General features: G+C 67.4%; 16 protein-coding genes. 10 read left to right on the top strand and 6 right to left on the bottom strand.

What is annotated here, in order from left to right; all coding sequences use genetic code 11:
* From AN936_RS07470 to tpiA, 3 genes are all read right to left on the bottom strand, one after another.
* The gene (locus tag AN936_RS07470) at positions 1–1,632 is read right to left on the bottom strand and encodes a CTP synthase (RefSeq protein ID WP_054587592.1); all 1,632 of its coding nucleotides are present in this window, start codon (positions 1,630–1,632) and stop codon (positions 1–3) included.
* A gap of 118 nt (positions 1,633–1,750) precedes the next feature.
* The gene (gene secG, locus AN936_RS07465) at positions 1,751–2,185 is read right to left on the bottom strand and encodes a preprotein translocase subunit SecG (protein WP_054590156.1); all 435 of its coding nucleotides are present in this window, start codon (positions 2,183–2,185) and stop codon (positions 1,751–1,753) included.
* A gap of 96 nt (positions 2,186–2,281) precedes the next feature.
* Positions 2,282–3,031 carry a triose-phosphate isomerase gene (gene tpiA / locus AN936_RS07460; RefSeq protein ID WP_054587591.1) on the bottom strand — a complete coding sequence of 250 codons (750 nt, stop codon included), beginning with the start codon at positions 3,029–3,031 and terminating at the stop codon, positions 2,282–2,284.
* Between the two features lie 177 nt (positions 3,032–3,208).
* Here tpiA and AN936_RS07455 point away from each other — a divergent pair, with 177 nt between their 5' ends.
* From AN936_RS07455 to lexA, 8 genes are all read left to right on the top strand, one after another.
* The gene (locus tag AN936_RS07455; protein WP_054587590.1) at positions 3,209–5,149 is read left to right on the top strand and encodes a peptidylprolyl isomerase; all 1,941 of its coding nucleotides are present in this window, start codon (positions 3,209–3,211) and stop codon (positions 5,147–5,149) included.
* A 13-nt stretch (positions 5,150–5,162) separates the two neighbouring features.
* Positions 5,163–6,674: an anthranilate synthase component I family protein gene (locus AN936_RS07450; RefSeq protein ID WP_173585684.1), complete on the top strand. Its 1,512-nt coding sequence runs from the start codon at positions 5,163–5,165 to the stop codon at positions 6,672–6,674.
* 6 nt (positions 6,675–6,680) lie between these two features.
* Positions 6,681–7,271: an anthranilate synthase component II gene (locus AN936_RS07445; RefSeq protein WP_054587588.1), complete on the top strand. Its 591-nt coding sequence runs from the start codon at positions 6,681–6,683 to the stop codon at positions 7,269–7,271.
* Positions 7,268–8,266 carry an anthranilate phosphoribosyltransferase gene (gene trpD, locus AN936_RS07440; RefSeq protein WP_054587587.1) on the top strand — a complete coding sequence of 333 codons (999 nt, stop codon included), beginning with the start codon at positions 7,268–7,270 and terminating at the stop codon, positions 8,264–8,266. Before AN936_RS07445 ends, trpD begins: the two co-directional genes overlap by 4 nt.
* Positions 8,263–9,057 (top strand): indole-3-glycerol phosphate synthase TrpC, encoded by a 795-nt coding sequence (trpC, locus tag AN936_RS07435; RefSeq protein ID WP_054587586.1) that lies wholly within the window; start codon positions 8,263–8,265, stop codon positions 9,055–9,057. Before trpD ends, trpC begins: the two co-directional genes overlap by 4 nt.
* Entirely contained in the window at positions 9,054–9,524 is a 471-nt protein-coding gene (gene moaC, locus AN936_RS07430; protein ID WP_054587585.1) for a cyclic pyranopterin monophosphate synthase MoaC, read from the top strand. Before trpC ends, moaC begins: the two co-directional genes overlap by 4 nt.
* Positions 9,521–10,711 carry a molybdopterin molybdotransferase MoeA gene (locus tag AN936_RS07425; RefSeq protein ID WP_054587584.1) on the top strand — a complete coding sequence of 397 codons (1,191 nt, stop codon included), beginning with the start codon at positions 9,521–9,523 and terminating at the stop codon, positions 10,709–10,711. Before moaC ends, AN936_RS07425 begins: the two co-directional genes overlap by 4 nt.
* A 66-nt stretch (positions 10,712–10,777) precedes the next feature.
* On the top strand, positions 10,778–11,455 hold the full coding sequence (gene lexA, locus AN936_RS07420; protein WP_054587583.1) for a transcriptional repressor LexA: 678 nt from the start codon (positions 10,778–10,780) through the stop codon (positions 11,453–11,455).
* Here lexA and AN936_RS07415 read toward each other — a convergent pair.
* Positions 11,409–13,568 carry a ComEC/Rec2 family competence protein gene (locus AN936_RS07415; protein WP_054587582.1) on the bottom strand — a complete coding sequence of 720 codons (2,160 nt, stop codon included), beginning with the start codon at positions 13,566–13,568 and terminating at the stop codon, positions 11,409–11,411. The genes lexA and AN936_RS07415 overlap by 47 nt on opposite strands.
* Positions 13,569–13,636: 68 nt before the next feature.
* On the opposite strand from AN936_RS07415, the gene gltX reads away from it, so the two are divergent.
* Positions 13,637–15,091, top strand: a complete 1,455-nt coding sequence (gene gltX, locus AN936_RS07410; protein ID WP_054587581.1) for a glutamate--tRNA ligase — start codon at positions 13,637–13,639, stop codon at positions 15,089–15,091.
* Between the two features lie 36 nt (positions 15,092–15,127).
* A complete protein-coding gene (locus AN936_RS07405) occupies positions 15,128–16,411 on the top strand; it encodes a citrate synthase (RefSeq protein ID WP_054587580.1) in 1,284 nt (427 codons plus the stop codon).
* Between the two features lie 58 nt (positions 16,412–16,469).
* Here AN936_RS07405 and AN936_RS07400 read toward each other — a convergent pair whose 3' ends face one another.
* On the bottom strand, positions 16,470–17,843 hold the full coding sequence (locus AN936_RS07400; RefSeq protein ID WP_054587579.1) for a sensor histidine kinase: 1,374 nt from the start codon (positions 17,841–17,843) through the stop codon (positions 16,470–16,472).
* Positions 17,840–18,781: a hypothetical protein gene (locus AN936_RS07395; protein ID WP_054587578.1), complete on the bottom strand. Its 942-nt coding sequence runs from the start codon at positions 18,779–18,781 to the stop codon at positions 17,840–17,842. Before AN936_RS07395 ends, AN936_RS07400 begins: the two co-directional genes overlap by 4 nt.
* Positions 18,782–18,837: the final 56 nt, after the last annotated feature.

Raw genomic sequence — 18,837 nt, 5'->3', positions numbered from 1 at the left:
CTAGACCAGACGGCTCTGCTTGACCGCTGCTTCGATGAATCCCGCGAACAAGGGGTGCGGGTCGAAGGGTTTCGACTTGAGTTCCGGATGGAACTGCACCCCGATAAACCACGGATGGTCGGGCCGCTCAACGATTTCCGGCAACATGCCGTCGGGCGACATGCCCGAAAAAACGAGCCCGCCGGCTTCGAGCCGATCGCGATAGGCGCCGTTGACCTCGTAACGGTGGCGGTGGCGCTCGCTGATCTCGTTCGCACCATAGACGCTCGCGACATGGCTGTTCGGCGACAGCTTCGCTTCATAGGCACCGAGCCGCATCGTGCCGCCGAGGTCGGTGTTCGCGCCGCGCTTCTGCAGCCCTTCGGCGCTCATCCATTCGGTGATCAGGCCGACGATCGGTTCCTCGGTCGGACCGAATTCGGTGCTCGACGCCTTGTCGATCCCGCTCGTGTTCCGCGCGCCTTCGATGCACGCCATCTGCATGCCGAGGCAGATGCCGAAGAAGGGGACGTTGCGTTCGCGGGCGAAGCGGACGCTGGCGATCTTGCCCTCCGACCCGCGCTCGCCGAAGCCCCCGGGCACGAGAATACCGTGCAGCGGCTCGAGATTCGCCGCCAGATCCTCGTCGTGCTCGAACATTTCGGCGTCGAGCCAGCGGATGTTGACCTTGACCCGGTGCGCCATGCCGCCATGCACCAGCGCCTCGTTGAGCGACTTATACGCATCGGGCAGCGAGACATATTTGCCGACGACGCCGATCGTGACCTCGCCCTCGGGATGCTGCTTGCGGTCCATGATGTCGTACCAGCGCGACAGGTCGGGGTCGGGCGCGTCGTGGATGCCGAACGCGCGCAGGACTTCGCTGTCGAGCCCCTCGCCATGATATTGTACCGGCACCGAATAGATGCTGTCGGCGTCGAGCGCCGGGATCACCGCTTCCTTCCGCACGTTGCAGAATTGCGCGATCTTCGCGCGCTCGCCCTCGGGCAGCGGCTTTTCGCAGCGGCAGAGCAGGATATCGGGCTGGACGCCCAGCGACGCCAGTTCGCGCACGCTGTGCTGCGTCGGCTTGGTCTTCAGCTCGCCCGCCGCCGCGATGTACGGCACCAGCGTGACGTGGACCGACAGCGTGTTCTCGCGCCCCTCTTCGTTGCGAAGCTGGCGGATCGCCTCGATGAACGGCAGCGATTCGATGTCGCCGACGGTGCCGCCGATTTCGCAAAGCACGAAATCGAGGTCGTCGATGTCGGTGCGCGCGAACGCCTTGATCGCGTCGGTGACGTGCGGGACGACCTGCACCGTCGCACCCAGATAATCGCCGCGGCGTTCCTTGGTGATGATCTGCTGATAGATGCGGCCCGAGGTGACATTATCGCTCTGCCGCGCCGCGACGCCGGTAAAGCGCTCGTAATGACCAAGGTCGAGGTCGGTCTCGGCGCCGTCGTCGGTCACATAGACCTCGCCGTGCTGATAGGGCGACATCGTCCCCGGATCGACGTTCAGATAGGGATCGAATTTCCGGATGCGGACACGGTAACCCCGCGCCTGCAACAGAGCCGCAAGGCTAGCCGCCATCAAACCTTTGCCAAGGGAGGAGACCACGCCGCCGGTGATAAAAATGAACCGCGCCATGGGAGGAAAGACTTACTCAACAGGAGGGGGACGGCGCAAGCCGTCGAATCGCAAACGGCGGAAATAATTCCGCCGCGCGGGATTGGGGGTGGAGGCCGGAGCCCCCGCTGGATCGGCTTTACTTCTTCGCGGGCGCCTGCGGCTGCGCCGGGGCGTCCTTTGCCGCGGCGGCTGCGGCGGCCGCTGCCAGCGGATCGTCGCTCACCGGCGCCTGCGCCGGGGCTGCGGCGCCCTGTGCGGGCTGCTGCGCCGGGCCGGTCAGCGACGACGACGGTGCCGACTGCTGCTGCGCCGCTTTCGACAGCGACGTGTCGATCGTCGATCCGCCGCGGCCGACCGAAGCCATCGCGGCAAGGAGGATCGAGAGGCCGACGAACAGGCAGGCGAGGATCGTCGTCGCGCGGGTCAGGAAATCCGCCGCGCCGCGCGCCGATAGCAGCCCGGCGGGGCTGCCGCCGACGCCGAGGCCGCCACCTTCCGACTTCTGCATCAGGATGACGCCGATCATCGCCGCGGCGACGAGCGCCTGGACGACAAGCAGGAAGGTGAACAGGTTGGACATCATATTTTCCCGAACTCGCGCGGCCTCACTTGGTCCACGCCCGCGGCGCACATAGAGACGAAGGCGCGTCGCTTCAACCCACAAGGCTCAGCCAAGCGCCGCGGCGGCCTCGATAATCGGCACGAATTTGCCCGCGGTCAGACTCGCGCCGCCGACCAGCGCCCCGTCGACATCGGCCGCGCCGAGCAGTTCGGCGGCGTTCTCGCCATTGACCGAGCCGCCATAAAGCAGGCGCATTTCCTGTGCCGCGTCACCGAAACGCGCCGCCAGCGCCCCGCGGATCGCGCCGTGCATCGCCTCGACGTCGCCGACGGTCGGGACAAGCCCGGTGCCGATCGCCCAGATCGGCTCATAGGCGATTGCGAGCCGGTCGGCGTCGAACGCGTCGGGAACCGAGCCCGCGATCTGCGCCAGCACATGGTCGATGGCCCCGCCCGATTCGCGGACCTCGCGCGGTTCGCCGACACACAGGATGACAGCCAGCCCCGCAGCCAGCGCAGCTTCGGCCTTGGCGCGCACATCCTCGTCGCTTTCGCCGAATCCGTCGCGCCGTTCGCTATGGCCGACGATGGTCAGGCTGGCGCCCGCATCGACCAGCATCGGCGCCGCGACCGATCCGGTGAAAGCGCCCGACGCGGCGCTGTGGCAGTCCTGCCCGCCGACTGCCGCGCCGGGTACCGCCGCGACCATGGCGCCGATCAGCGTGAACGGCGGACAGATGGCGACATCGACGCCGTCGTGCGCCTTTGCTGCGGCGAAAATCGCCTGCGCCTCGCCGATCGCGGCCGCCAGCCCGTTCATCTTCCAGTTGCCGACCACATATTTGCGCCGCGCCATCGTGCCGCTCCTTGCTTGGATCAAATGTGCCTCGCGCCCTAGCGGTCATCGTGGGGGAGTGGCAAGCGGGGTCGGCGCCTGCGAAAACCCCCTTTCCCGCCTTGATGCCGCGCCGCCTCCCGCCTAAAGCAACGCGCAACCGCGCCCCGTGCGCCCCGCCGAAAGAACGCCCGCTTCATGATCACCGCCATTCGCCGCCTCTTCGGATCCACCGTCGGCAAAGCCATCGCGCTCGGCTTCGTCGTCCTCGTCGGCGTCGCCTTCGCGCTCGGCGATGTGACCGGCAACTCGACCTTCGGCGGACTCGGCGGCGCCAATGTCGCCAAGGTCGGCGACACCGAAATCGGCGTCGGCGAACTGCGCGCGCGCGTTCAACAGGCGTATAACCGGGCGCGGCAGGACCAGCCGGGACTGACGCGCGAGGCCTTCGTCGAATCGGGCGCGCTCGACGGCATATTGAAGCAGTTGATCAACGACGCTGCGGTCCGCCAGCTTGCACGCGACCTCGGTTTCGGGGTCAGCAAGCGGCTGATCGACGCACAGATCGCCGATGCCTTCTCGGGCGTGTCGGGCAGCTTCGACCAGAAGCGCTACGAAGCCTATCTTGCCGAGAGCGGCCTCAACGAGAACCAGATTCGCGGCGAAATCGAAACGTTGCTGCTCAGCCAGCAACTCGCGAAACCGATCGGGGGAATCCCCGCCGTCGCCCCGGGCATGGCCAAACCCTATGCGGTGCTGCCGCTCGAACAGCGGCACGGACAGGCGACCTTCATCCCCGCCAGCCCCTTTGCGCCGACCGCCGATCCGGGCGACGCCGTGCTGCAGAAATATCTTGCACAGCATAAGGCGCGCTTCACCGTCCCCGAGCGGCGCGTCATCCAATATGCGCTGTTCGATCGCAGCGCGGTGCCGGTTCCCGCGGTGACCGAGGCCGAAATCGCCAAGGTCTACAAGGACAACGCCGCCAATTTCGCTGCGACCGAGACGCGGCGCTTCGCGCAGGTGATCGTCCCCGACCAAGCCGCCGCCAATGCCCTCGTGGCCAAGGTCCGCGGCGGCACCCCGCTCGCCGCCGCCGCGCAGGCCGCCGGTCTTTCGGCCTCGACGACGGGCGAGCTGACCCAGACCGCCTATGCCGCGACGACCACGGCGGCAGCGGCGAAAGCCGCCTTTGCCGCGAAGCGCGGCGATGTCCTCGGTCCGACGCAGACCGGCCTTGGCTGGGCAATCGCGCGGGTCGAGAGCGTTACCGCCAATCCGGCGCGCAGCCTTGCCGACGCGACCCCCGAAATCCGCACCGAACTCGAAAAGAACAAGGCGAACGAGGCGATCGTCGATTATTATAACGCGATCCAGGACGCCGTGAACGGCGGCGCGTCGATCGAGGAAGTCGCCGCCGACCGCAAGCTCCAGCTCGTCGAAACCCCGGCGCTGCTGCCGAGCGGCCGCGCCCCGGCGCAGCCCGCCTTCACCCTGCCGCCCGAAATGGCGCCGATGATCGCCCAGGCCTTCCTCGGCAGCGGCGAAGGCGAAGGCGAAATCGCGACGCTGGTCGAGAATGAGAAATTCGCCGTCTTTGCGGTGAAATCGATCACCGCTGCGGCGCCGCCGCCCTTCGCGCAGATCCGCGGCGACCTGCTCGCCGACTGGCGCTTTGCCGAGGGGCAAAAGGTGGCGCGCGACAAGGCCCGTGGCATCGTCAAGGCGGTCGAAGGCGGAAAATCACTCGCCGAGGCGGTGAGTGCCGCCGGCCCGAACATCGGCAATGTCCAGACGATCGGCGGCCGCCGCGGCGACCTCGACCGCGATGGCAAGGGCGCACCGCCCGAACTCGCGCTGTTGTTCTCGATGGCCAAGGGCACGGTCAAGACGCTCGAAATCCCGGGCAACCGCGGCTGGATGGTGATCGCGCTCAACGAAGTGAACCGGCCCGACATCAAGTCGGTCGACCCGCGCGCCGCCGCCTATATCGCGCGCCCGCTCGGCGCCGCTTTCGGCAACGAACTCGTCGAACAGCTCGTCGCCGAGGCGAAGCGCCGCGCCGGGGTGACGATCAACAAGCAACTGGTCGACCAGCTCCGCCGCGAACTTACCGGCACGGCGCCGGTCGCCGAATAAGGCGGCGCGGGTGCTGGAGGGCAGAGCCGCCGCGCTCGAAGCGCTGGCGCAGGGCCGCGGCGCGGTCGTGTGGCAGCGGCTGATCGCCGATATCGAAACGCCGGTATCGGCGGCGATCAAGCTCATCGAACCGGGGCGCGGCGACTGGGTGCTCGAATCGGTCGAGGGCGGCGAAACCCGCGGCCGCTACAGCATGATCGGCCTCGACCCCGACCTGCTGCTCGAAGCGCGCGGCGACACGGCGCGGATCAACCGCGACTGGCGCCGCGACAAGGAGGCGTTCGAGCCGGTCGCGGCCGGCGCGCTGCAGGCACTGCGCGACCTCGTTGCCGAATGCCGCTTCGACGTGCCCGAAGGCTTGCCGAAGGCGCTGACCACTCTCGTCGGCTTCTTCGCCTATGAAACCATCGGCCTCGTGGAGCGCATCCCGCGGGCGCCCGGCGCCGGGCTCGGCCTGCCCGACATGGTCTTCGTGCGCCCGACGACGATCCTCGTCTTCGACCGCCTCGCCGACGAACTTTTCCTGATCGCGCCGCTCTGGCCCGATCCGGCGGCGCCGATCGACCGGATGATCGATGCCGCACAGGAACGGCTCGACGATATCGCGGCGCGGCTGGCCAGCGCCAGCGCGCACGCCGACCGCGCGGCGACGGATGCCGTGCCCGGCGACATCGTTCCGATACCCGCGACGACGCCCGGCGACTATGCCGCCATGGTCGCCACTGCGAAGGATTATATCGCCGCGGGCGATATCTTTCAGGTCGTGCTGTCGCAGCGCTTTTCGACGCCGTTCGATTTGCCGCCCTTCGATCTTTACCGCGCGCTGCGGCGGATCAATCCTTCGCCCTTCCTCTATTTCCTCGACCTGCCGGGCTTTGCGCTGATCGGTTCGTCGCCCGAGATTCTTGTCCGCGTGCGCGACGGCGAAATCACCATCCGGCCTATCGCCGGCACCCGCCCGCGCGGCAAGACCAGCGCCGAGGATCTCGAAAACCGCGAATCGCTGCTCGCCGATCCCAAGGAACGCGCCGAGCATCTGATGCTGCTCGACCTCGGCCGCAACGACGTCGGCCGCGCCGCCACCGGCGGCAGCGTCGTCGTGACCGACAGCTATACGGTCGAATTCTACAGCCACGTCATGCACATCGTCTCGAACGTCATCGGCCGCATCGCGGCGGGCAAGGACGCGATCGACGCGCTGTTCGCGGGCTTCCCGGCCGGAACGGTCAGCGGCGCGCCCAAGGTTCGCGCCTGCCAGATCATCGCCGAACTCGAAGCCGACGCGCGCGGCCCTTATGCCGGCGGCGTCGGCTATTTCGCCCCCGACGGCAATATGGATAGCTGCATCGTGCTGCGCACCGCGATCGTCAAGGACGGCGAAATGCACGTCCAGGCCGGCGCCGGCATCGTCGCCGACAGCGAGGCAGCCTATGAACAGCGCGAATGCGAAGCCAAAGCCGGCGCGCTGTTTGCTGCGGCGCGCGAGGCGGTGCGGCTTGCCGGAACACCGGGATACGGGCAGTAAAAGACCATGATCCTCGTCATCGACAATTACGACAGCTTCACCTTCAACCTCGTTCATTATCTGATCGAGCTGGGGGCAGAGGTGCGCGTCGAGCGGAACGACGCGCTGACCGCCGCGGCCGCATTGGCCAGCGGCGCCGATGCGATCCTGATCTCGCCCGGCCCATGCACGCCCAATGAGGCGGGGATCAGCCTCGATCTCGTCGCCGCCTGCGCCGACGCCGCGCGGCCGCTGCTCGGCGTCTGCCTCGGCCATCAGGCGATCGGCCAGCATTTCGGCGGCACCGTCCAGCGCGGTCACCTGATGCACGGCAAGACGTCGCCGGTCTGCCACGACGGCAGCGGGCTGTTCACCGGCCTGCCCTCGCCGCTCACCGCGACGCGCTATCACAGCCTCGAGGTCGTCGACATCCCGGCCAGCCTCGTCATCAATGCGACGAGCGACGATGGCGCCATCATGGGCTTCCGCCACACCGACCTCCCGATCCACGGCGTCCAGTTCCACCCCGAAAGCATCGCGACCGAACATGGCCATGCGATGCTCGCCAATTTCCTGAGGATCGCAGGACTGCCGGTCGGCGAGCGGCAGGCGGCATGAGCCGCTTCGGTCCCTTTCCCGATCCTTCGGCGCTGCTCGATCACGACGAAGCGGCCGATGCCTTCGCGACGATGCTCGATGGCGGCGCGACCGACGAACAGGTGACCGAATTTCTGATCGCCCTCTCCGATCGCGGCGAAACCATGGTCGAAATCGCCGCCGCCGCGCAGGCGATGCGCAACCGGCTGATCCCCGTCGCAGCGCCCGCCGGCGCGATCGACGTTTGCGGCACCGGCGGCGACGGCCATCATACGCTCAACGTCTCGACCGCCGTGTCGATTGTTGTTGCCGCATGCGAAGTTCCCGTCGCAAAGCACGGAAATCGGGCCGCTTCCTCGAAGTCCGGCGCCGCCGATACGCTGGAAGCGCTTGGCCTCGACATGGAGCGCGCCGACCGGCAGGCCGAGGCGCAACTCGCCGATCTCGGCATCTGTTTCCTCTTCGCCGGGACGCGTCACCCCGCAATGAAGCGCATCATGCCGATCCGCAAGGCGATCGGGCGGCGGACGATCTTCAACCTCATGGGTCCGCTCGCCAACCCCGCGCGCGTCACGCGCCAGCTCATCGGCATCGCCCGTCCCGCCTATGTTCCCGTCTATGCCGAGGCGCTGCACCGGCTCGGCACCGACCATTCGCGCGTCATTTCGGGCGACGAGGGGCTCGACGAGCTATCGCTGGCGGGGGGCAACGAGGTCGCGGTGATCACGCCCGAGGGTGTCCGGATGCAACGCAGCGAGGCGGCCGATGCCGGTCTTCCGCCGCGATCGCTCGACGAGATTCGCGGCGGCGACGCGGCCTATAACGCGAAGGCGCTGCGCGCCCTGCTGCAAGGCGAATCCGGCGCCTATCGCGACGCCGTACTCTATAACGCCGCCGAAGCGCTTGTCGTCGCCGGCGCCGCCGACACGTTGCTCGAAGGTGTCGAGGAGGCTGCCGAGTCGATCGACAAGGGCCTTGCCAACGCGCTGCTCAATTGCTGGATCGCCTATAAATGAACAAGCTCACCCAGATACTTGCCACCAAGGCCGAAGAGGTCGCCGCGCGCCGCGCGGTGCGCTCCCTCGCCGATCTCGATGCGATCGACGCGGGTCCCGTCCGCGGTTTTGCCGCCGCGCTGCAGGCGAAAATCGACGCCGGCGGCTTTGGCCTGATCGCTGAAATCAAGAAAGCCTCGCCATCCAAAGGACTGATCCGGGAGGATTTTAATCCGGCGGATCATGCGCGCCAATATGGGGCCGGGGGCGCTGCCTGTCTGTCGGTGCTGACCGATGCGCCCTATTTTCAGGGGCACGAGGATTATCTGGTCGCCGCGCGCGCCGCCTGTACTCTGCCCGCGCTGCGCAAGGATTTCATGATCGATCCCTGGCAGGTCGCCGAGGCACGCGCGATCGGCGCCGATGCGATCCTGATTATCGTCGCCGCACTCAATGATGGCGTCATGCAGGACATCGAGGCGGCAGCGGTCGAGCGCGGCATGGACGTGCTCGTCGAAGTCCATGACGAAGCCGAACTCGAGCGTGCTTTGGGCAGGCTGACGTCGCGGCTGATCGGCGTCAACAACCGCGACCTCCGCACCTTCGAAACCGACCTCGGCGTCACCGAACGCCTTGCGAAACTGGTCCCGCCGGACACCTTGCTCGTCGGTGAAAGCGGCATCGCCAGCCATGCCGATTGCGAACGGCTGGCCGCCAGCGGCGCCAGGAGCTTCCTCGTCGGCGAAAGCCTGATGCGCCAGCCCGACGTCACGGCAGCAACGAAAGCGCTGCTCACCGGAGTGGCGGCATGACCCGCCCGACGCATCTCGACGAAAAGGGTGCGGCGCATATGGTCGATGTCGGCGGCAAGGCGGCAACCGGACGCCGCGCGGTGGCAGGCGGGCGTATCGCCATGTCGGCGGAGGCGCTCGATGCCATCCGCAGCGGCAACGCGCCGAAAGGCGACGTGCTGTCGACCGCGCGCATCGCCGGCATCATGGCGGCGAAACGCACCGCCGACCTCATCCCGCTTTGCCACCCGATCGCGCTGACACAGGTCAGCGTCGAATTCGAATGGGAGGAAGACGGCATTTCGGTGCGCGCGGTCGCGGCGACGACCGGGCCGACGGGGGTCGAGATGGAGGCGCTCACCGCCGCATCGGTGGCGCTGCTGACCCTTTACGACATGGCCAAGGCGCTCGACCGCGCGATGACCCTCGGCGACATCCGCCTGCTCGAAAAGAGCGGTGGCCGCTCGGGCGACTGGCGCGCCGGATGAGCGGCTTGCTGCCGGTCGAGGAAGCGCAGGCGCGCCTGCTCGCGCTCCGCACCCCCTTGGCGGCAGAAAATATCGCGGTTTCCGCGTCGCTTGGACGCTATCTTTCGCAAGATGTCTTCGCATCGCGCGACCAGCCTGCGGCGGCGCTGTCGGCGATGGACGGCTATGCGATCCGTTTTGCCGACATGCCGGGACCGTGGACAATTACCGGCGAAATCGCTGCCGGCGCTGCCCCGGACCGGACCGTCGGCCCCGGCGAGGCGATGCGAATCTTCACCGGCGCCATGCTTCCGGGCGGTGCCGACACGGTGATCCTCCAGGAAGATGTTGCGGCAGCGGGCGTGGCACTGGCGCTAACCGGCGACGGCCCCGGCGCGCGGGGGCGCCATATCCGCGAACGCGCCGGCGATTTCGCCGCCGGCACGCGCCTGCTCGCCCCCGGAACGCGTATGGGCGCCGGCGCAATCGCCGCCGCGATCATGGGCGGCGCGGGCGAGGTTCGCGTCGGATCGCGGCCGCGCGTCGCGATCCTGACCACTGGTGACGAGCTTGTCGCGCCGGGCCGCACGCTCGCGCCGGGCCAGATCCCGAACAGCAACGGCGCGATGCTCGCGGCGATGCTCGCCGCCGTTCCCGCCGACGTCGCCCTGCCGCTCCATATGCGCGACGACCGAATGTCGATTGCCAGTGCAATCAAGGAGTTGGCGCGACACCATGACGTCATCGTCACCGTCGGCGGCGCATCCGTGGGCGACCATGACCATGTTCGCGGCGCCCTCGACGACGCCGGCGGCCGGCTCGATTTCTGGAAGATCGCGATGCGGCCGGGCAAACCGCTGATCGCCGGTGCGATAGGCGAGGCGCTGCTGCTCGGGCTGCCCGGCAACCCCGGCTCGGCCTTCGTCACCGCGACGCTCTTCCTGCTGCCGTTGATCCGCCATCTTGCAGGCGCAGCAAATCCGCTCCCCGCAATCCGCCAGGCACCGCTCGACGCAGCGCTTGCCGCCGGTGGGGCGCGCCGGGATTATCTGCGCGCACGGGTCGACGGCGGCGCTCTCCATATGTTCGACAGCCAGGACAGCGGCCAGACTGTCCCGCTGATCGAGGCCGACGCGTTGCTGATCCGCGAAATCGGTGCGCCCCCGCGCGCGGCGGGCGCGATCGCCGATTATATCGCCATCGCTTGACAAGTTCCGGTATGTTCCACTATCGTTCTCATTATGTCCGGTTCTGGTCCTGACGGAGAATGATCGATGTTGACCGCCAAGCAGCATGAACTGCTTCACTTCATCCAGCAAAAGCTCGACGCGAGCGGCATTTCGCCGTCGTTCGAGGAGATGAAGGAGGCGCTGGGACTGAAATCCAAGTCGGGCATCCACCGACTGATCAGCGCCCTCGAGGAACGCGGCTTCCTGCGCCGCCTTCCCAACCGGGCCCGCGCCCTCGAAGTGGTAAAGCTGCCTGAAACGGCAAAGGCGGCGCCGACGCGTGAAAATGTCGTGCCGTTGCGCAAGAGCCCGCCGGCGATGCGGCTGATCGCCGCGAACGACATCATCGAGGTGCCGCTGCATGGCAAGATCGCCGCAGGCGTGCCGATCGAGGCGTTCGAGGATCACAATAATCTAGCGGTTCCCGCCGCGCTGCTCGGCGCGGGCGAACATTATGCGCTCGAGGTTTCGGGCGATTCCATGGTGGAAGCCGGAATTTTCGACGGCGACTATGCGCTGATCCAGAAGGCGAGCACCGCACGCGAGGGCGATATCGTCGTCGCGCTCGTCGACGGGCAGGATGCGACGCTCAAATATTTCCGCCGCGAAGGCCAGATGATCCGGCTCGATCCGGCGAACAGCGCCTATGAGCCGCAACGTTACCCCGCCGAGCGGGTCATCGTGCAAGGACGCCTGTCGGGACTGCTTCGTCGTTACCACTGACCTGCCGGGGCCGGCGCCACGGATGTGCGTCACCGGCATTCAGGCTGGTGATCGCGCGTGGCTCCTCGCCTAGGTAGAGTGCCAGCCCGCCGGTTTCGGCGAGGCTGTCACGGTCGATCGTAAGCCAGCGTGCGACACATTCGCGCGGCAACCAGCGATCACTGATGACCACATCGGCGGCAGCGCAGGCCTCAGCCATGTCGGCGCCGTCGATCCGGTCGCGGCCGCGCGAGGCAAGGATGACACGTCCCGTATCGCCTTCCCCTTGCCGCCAGCGGCAGAAATCGCGGTTGCACGTCACATGCTCCAAGTCAGCGAGGGCGACCAGCGGCGTATCGATTCCCGCCGCTTCGGACAGCGAATCGCGGATGAAATCGCCCGCACGATCGCGCAGCAGGGCATAGCTACCGCCGGGTACCGCCACCGCGATATGGCGCCCGTCGCCGGTCACCAAGATGTCGGGCCGCGGCTGCACGAGCAGCGCAGCGACGCCGATGACAAGCGGCACGAGTCCAGCCAGCCGCCACGACGTCCGCCACAGGAGCAGCCATAACCCGCCGAAAACGACGAGCGCGAAGCCCCATGGCGGAAAGGACGGCAAGGTCGCGACCGCGCCCGGCGCATCGGCGACGCCGTGCGCGAGCAGGATCAGCAGCGCGAGCGCCTTTTCGGCGACCCACCAGAAGGGCGCGCCGAGCCCGACGCTGTCGAACAGCAACGCCAGCGCTTCGGCGGGCATGATGACGAAGGTCGTGAGCGGGATCGCGACGACATTGGCGAGCGCGCCGTAAAGCCCCGCCTTGTGAAAATGGAACAAGGCGATGGGCGCCAGTGCGATTTCGACAACAAAACCGGTAATCAGCAGCCCGGCAACACCGCGGCCGGCGTGGACGATCCAGCGTTCGTCGCGCCGTTCGAGGAAGCGGCGCATCCGCGGGCTTTCGTGTAGCGCGATGATCGCGGTGACCGCCGCAAAGCTGAGCTGGAAGCTTGGCCCCGCGAGCGCCTCGGGCCGCCAGACGAGCACGATCAGCGCCCCCGCCGCGACCAACCGCAATGTCAGCGCCTCGCGCCCCAGCAGGAACGCTGCGAGAACGAGCAGCGCCGCGACGCACGAGCGGATCGTCGGCACCTCGGCGCCGCTGAGCCATGTATAGCCAACCCCCGCTAGCGCCGCGCCCCCGGCTGCTGCCGTAAGCACGACGCCGCGCAGCGCCAGCCGCGGGCTCAGCGCGAGCAGCCGGATAAGCAGGAACATGGTGAAGCCGACGACTGCGGTCACATGCAGCCCGCTGATCGACAGCAGATGCGCGAGGCCGCTACGCCGCATTGCTTCCGAATCCGCCTCGCTGATCGCGCCCTGATCGCCGGTGACCAGCGCCGCAGCGATGCCGCCCGCCGATCCTTCGACCTGCTGCTGGATATGTCCGCTAAGCCGCATGCGCAGCGGCGGGGTGCTCTCGGCCGCCCCCGACGCGCGGGCGACGTCGCCGAGCACCGTCCCCACCGCACCGATCCCGTCGAACCAGGCGCGCCGGGCGAAATCATATCCGCCCGGCAGGCTGGCAGGCGGCGGCGGCATCAGCCGTGCCCGCACCGCGACCAGCTCACCGCCCGCGAGTCCCGCTGCCTGTTCGCTGCGTAATGTCAGGCGGAGGCGCGGCGGCATATCGGCGCGATGTTGCGGCCGCGCGAGGATACGCACCTGTCCGCGCGCCGGCAGCGGCTCGACCCGTTCGACCCGCATCGAAAATTCGGTGGTGATCGGCTGCGCCAGCACCGGCGCCGCGACCCATGTCGCACGCACCCAGACGAGGAGCAGGCCCAGCGCCATCACCGCGCACCCGATCGCGAGCATTCGCCCGAGCCGCCGCTGCCAGCCGATCAGCAACCCCGCGAGCAGCCCGCCGCCGAGCGACAACAACAGTCCGATCCAGTGCGCCGCCGCCGGAAGCGCGAACCACGCCGCGATCCCCGCCCCGAACGCAACCGGCAGCCACAATCCGATGCGCTCGCGCTCGGCCTCCAGCCGCGCCTCGATATTCGCTAGCAGCCGCGCCCGGCCACCCGCCCATCGGCCATCAAACGGCGTTTGAAGCTGCCTTGTCGCCATGCTAGGGGCTCCCCCGACCCCGTCCCCGCACCTGTCCGGGGGCGGCAGAGTGAGTGAAAGAGGCCGTAGTGGCAACCGAAAACCAGACCGATCCGAACGAAGCCACCGGCGCCGCCGTCGTGACGCGCTTCGCGCCCTCGCCGACCGGCTATCTCCATATCGGCGGCGCGCGCACCGCGCTTTTCAACTGGCTGTTTGCGCGCCATCATGGCGGCAAATTCCTGCTCCGTATCGAGGACACCGACCGCGCCCGTTCGACCGACGCCGCGATCGACGCAATCCTCGACGGGATGCAGTGGCTCGATCTGGACTGGGACGGCGAGACGGTGTTCCAGTTTGCCCGCGCCCCGCGCCACGCCGAGGTCGCTGCCGAATTGCTCGCAAAGGGCGACGCCTACCGCTGCTATCTGACGCAGGACGAGCTCGCCGCGATGCGCGCCGAAGCGCAGGAAAAGCGCTTGCCCTTCCGCGTCCGCAGCCCTTGGCGCGACCGCGACGACGGCGATCCCGCCGCCCCGCACGTCGTCCGCCTGCGCGCGCCGCAGGACGGAGAGGTGACGATCCACGACAAGGTGCAGGGCGCAGTCACCGTCCAGAATGCCGAACTCGACGATTTCGTCCTGCTGCGCAGCGACGGCACCCCGACCTATATGCTCAGCGTCGTCGTCGACGACAACGACATGGGCATCACCCATGTCATCCGCGGCGACGACCATCTCAACAACGCCTTCCGCCAGCTCGCACTGATCCGCGCGATGGGCTGGCGCGAGCCCGTCTACGCCCATGTTCCGCTGATCCACGGGGCCGACGGCGCCAAGCTGTCGAAGCGCCACGGCGCGCTCGGCGTCGATGCCTATCGCGACGAAATGGGCTATCTGCCCGAGGCGGTGAACAATTACCTCCTCCGCCTCGGCTGGGGGCATGGCGACGACGAGATCATCGGCCGCGATCAGGCCGTACAATGGTTCGACCTCGACCATGTCGGCCGCTCGCCGTCGCGCTTCGATTTCAAGAAGCTCGAAAACCTCAACGGCCATTATCTTCGCGAAGCCGACGATGCGCGGCTGGCCGGCCTCGTCGCGCCGCGCGTCGAAAAGCTCATCGACCGCGCACTCGATACCGCCGAGCGCGATTTGCTCGTTCGCGCAATGAATTCGCTCAAACCACGCGCAAAAACGATCGACGAAATCGCCGACGGCGCAACTTTCTTGTTCCAGGGCGACCCGTTGCCAGTGGACGAAAAGGCGGCAGAGGTGCTAAGGGCCTCGCCCGAAGGCCTGCTGGCCGCTGTGACGAAGCGGCTGCGCGAGCTGGACAATTGGACGACAGAAGAGCTGGATGCCGCCGTGCGCGCCGAAGCCGAAGCCGCCGGACTGGGGCTCGGAAAACTCGCGCAGCCCCTACGCGCTGCACTAACCGGCCGGACCGTTTCCCCGGGAATTTTCGACGTGCTGCTGTTGCTCGGACGCGATGTCAGTCTGGCGCGGCTTGACGCAGCGCAACATTTTCCGGCAGGGGCGTAGCCACACTACTCCCGCCGACAGAACAGGGAAATACATATGACCGACACTGCAAAAATCACGCTGGGCGACAAGACCGTCGACAGCCCTGTCCTGTCAGGCACCGTCGGACCCGACGTCGTCGATATCCGCAAATTCTACGCCCAGACCGGCGCCTTCACCTACGACCCGGGCTTCACCTCGACCGCGAGCTGCGAATCGCAGATCACCTATATCGACGGCGACGAAGGCGTGCTCCTGCATCGCGGCTACCCGATCGGCGAACTCGCCGAACATTCGAGCTTCATGGAGGTCTGCTACCTGCTGCTGAACGGCGAATTGCCGAACGCCGATGAACTGACGAATTTCGATAATACGATCACCCGCCACACGATGCTGCACGAGCAGCTCTCGACCTTCTATCGCGGTTTCCGCCGCGACGCGCACCCGATGGCAATCATGTGCGGCGTCGTCGGTGCGCTGTCGGCCTTTTATCACGACTCGACCGAAATCCACGACCCGCACCAGCGCATGATCGCCAGCCATCGGCTGATCGCCAAGATGCCGACGATCGCGGCGATGGCGTATAAATATTCGGTCGGCCAGCCCTTCGTCTATCCCGACAACAAGCTCTCCTACACCGGCAATTTCCTGCGCATGACCTTCGGCGTCCCGGCGGAGGAATATGAGGTCGTGCCCGCCGTCGAACGCGCGCTCGACCGCATTTTCATTCTCCACGCCGACCATGAACAGAATGCGTCGACCTCGACCGTCCGCCTCGCGGGTTCGTCGGGCGCCAATCCGTTCGCATGCATCGCCGCCGGCATCGCTTGCCTCTGGGGCCCGGCGCATGGCGGCGCAAACGAAGCGGCGCTCAACATGCTGCGCGAAATCGGCCGTCCCGAGCGCATCCCGGAATATATCGCACGCGCCAAGGACAAGGACGATCCGTTCCGCCTGATGGGCTTCGGCCACCGCGTCTACAAGAATTACGACCCGCGCGCGACGGTGATGCAGAAGACGGTACGCGAAGTGTTCGACGCGTTGAAGGTCAACGACCCGGTCTTCGAAGTCGCGCTGCAGCTCGAGGAAATGGCGCTCAACGACAGCTATTTCGTCGAAAAGAAGCTGTTCCCGAACGTCGATTTCTATTCGGGCGTGATCTTGTCGGCGATCGGCTTCCCGACGACGATGTTCACCGCGCTCTTCGCCCTCGCCCGCACCGTCGGCTGGGTCGCGCAGTGGAATGAAATGATCTCGGACCCCGCACAGAAAATCGGCCGCCCGCGTCAGCTTTACACCGGCCCGGCCCAACGCGCTTATCTGCCGGTCGACAAGCGCTAAGCGCTGATGCTGCTAAATTGCAGAGCGGCGGCACAGGAAACTGTGCCGCCGTTTCGATTCAGGCGTCGCGCGCCGGCAGGCTCAAGGTGAAGCGCGCGCCCTGCCCCGGCGCGCTGTCGACGGTGAGTTCGCCGTCCATCGCCCGCGCGAGGCGGCGCGCGATATAGAGGCCGAGCCCCGAACCGCCGCTGTCGGTCCGCCCCAACCGCTCGAACTTTTCGAACACCACCGCCTGCTGGTCGGCGTCGATGCCTTGCCCCTGATCGGCAACGGTGACCATCGCCCGATCGCCATCGCGGTCAACGCGAATCCAGATCTGCGAATGGTCGGGCGAATAGCGGATTGCATTCCCGAGCAGGTTCAAAAGCACTTGCAGGACGCGGCGGAACTCGCCCGTTGCCGGCATTTTGTCATCGACGCGCGGGGCGTCGATGCGGATGCTCTTTTCCTCGGCCTTCATGCCGAGCAGGCCAACCGCGCGCCGGGCCAGGTCGCCAAGGTCGATTTCGTCGGCCGCCGCCTTGAACCCCGGTCGTTCGATATTCTGGAGATCCGCGAGATCGTCGACGAGTCCGAGCAGATGGCGCCCGGCATGTGCAATATCGCCCGCATAGCGCGCATAATCGGCGCGGATCGGACCGTCGAACTGGCCCGATATTGTTTCCGCCGTCGCGATGATGCGGCTGAGTGGGCCGCGCAGCGCACCATCGATCCGGCGCCCGAATTGCGGGTCGGACAAGGGCAGCGATCCGAAAGCCGGGTCCACCAGCGTCGCCGTTTGCGGCACTTCGGCCGCCGCCTCGGCGAGCTGCGCAACGCCGCGAAATCCCGTAAACCGCCCCGTCGCGTCGAACAGCGCATCGCCCGCCAGCGTCATCGCGATCCGCGACGTCGGACCATCGGCACGGACGCGCTGGGTATCGAAACGCGATTGCCTCGCCAGCGCACGCAGGACCGGAAAATGGCCGTCATCGTCGGGCTGGAGTTCGAACAGTTCGGACAGCGAGCATCCTTCCCACCCGGCAGGGACAGGCGGCGCCTGGGCGCTGGCGCGCAGCGCGATCATCCGCAGTTGCTGGTCGCATTCCCATGCCCAGCCCTGCAGCGCGAGCGCGATGTCGGCGATTGCCGGAGCCTGCGGGTGCGATACCGGACGCGTCCGCCAGTCGCTGATTTCGAGGCTGGCACCATCGGCATCGGGGATGATGCGAACGAGCGCGTGGACGTCGCTGTGATCGTCTGCGGCATAGAGCGGGCGGCTGATATCGCGCTGTAGGCGCTGCGCGAGCGCGACCAGCCGCGCGAGGTGCGGCAGCGCCAGCGGCTTGTCGAGCCCGGCGCCGGCGCGTTGCTGCAATCGCAGGAGCGGACCGTCGGCGCTGACCAGCGCGCCCGAACGGTCGATCCGGCCGCGGACGACCCGCGCGCTCATGCGCGCCGCTCCGGCGAATAATCGTCCTCGGCTACGCCGCCGGCCACCGCGCGATCGGCCAGCATCGACAGCGATGCCTCAAGCGGCGCCAGCGCGGTGCGATCGACGCGCAGCGGGGCGAGTAACGACGGGAGGGCCGCCGCCTCCGCTGCGAGCAGCGCCAGCGCCATGTCGCCATAGGGGCGGCGATGTGCGGCCGCCGCAAGTGCGATGACGGTCGGCCAGTCGTGGCGCGCAATCGCGATCGTCACCGCTTCGGGCAAACGCGCGGCGTCGGCCGCGAGAATGTCGTGATAGGTGCGTGCGGCCCGATCGATCCCGGCTTCTTCGGCCTGTCGCGCAAGCGCGGCGCGTACCGCTTCGCCCAGCCTCTCGGCGAGGCTGTCGGTCTTCCCCGTCTGTACGAGCCGCCAGGCCGCGATATCGAGGAGCAGCGCGCGAAAGAGGTCGGCGTCGAGATCGGCGACCGCAATGCCCGGATTTCCTAGCGCGTCGAAACGGCGCCGGTCGGCGATCTGCAAAGCCAGAAAGGCGCTTTCGACTTCGGACAGCGGTGCGCCGGCAACCGGCAGTTCGATCGCGCCGTCGGCGCCTTCGCTTTCGTCGTCCGCCATCTGCAGCGACCCCGCACGCTGCGCCGCCTGTTCGCGCCAGCGATGCTCCTCCGCCCGCGCGAAACAGGCGACAGCAAAGCGATCCGCGCCGGGCAATCCGCTGCGCAGCCAGTCCTGCCACAGCGCGCCCTGATCGATGCCCGTGTCGAGCCGGGCGGCGGCGTCGGCCACCAGCCGGCGCGCAATCCCGAGCGACAGCGCGCGTTGTTCTTCGGTCAGGCGGCCCATCGCGGGCGCCGCGAAATATTGTGCAAGTTCGTGCAGGCGCGCCGACAAGGTCGGCGACGGCAGGTCGATGCCGGGCGAGGAGAATGAATCAACCATGCGCGCCCGCCAATAACAGTTTGGCGTTAATGCGCTCTAAACCTTGAAGCACATTG

This window comes from Sphingopyxis macrogoltabida, assembly GCF_001307295.1.
GTDB lineage: Bacteria > Pseudomonadota > Alphaproteobacteria > Sphingomonadales > Sphingomonadaceae > Sphingopyxis > Sphingopyxis macrogoltabida_B.
Note: the sequence above shows the minus strand (reverse complement) of the source record. Positions and strands in the feature narration are given on the sequence as shown.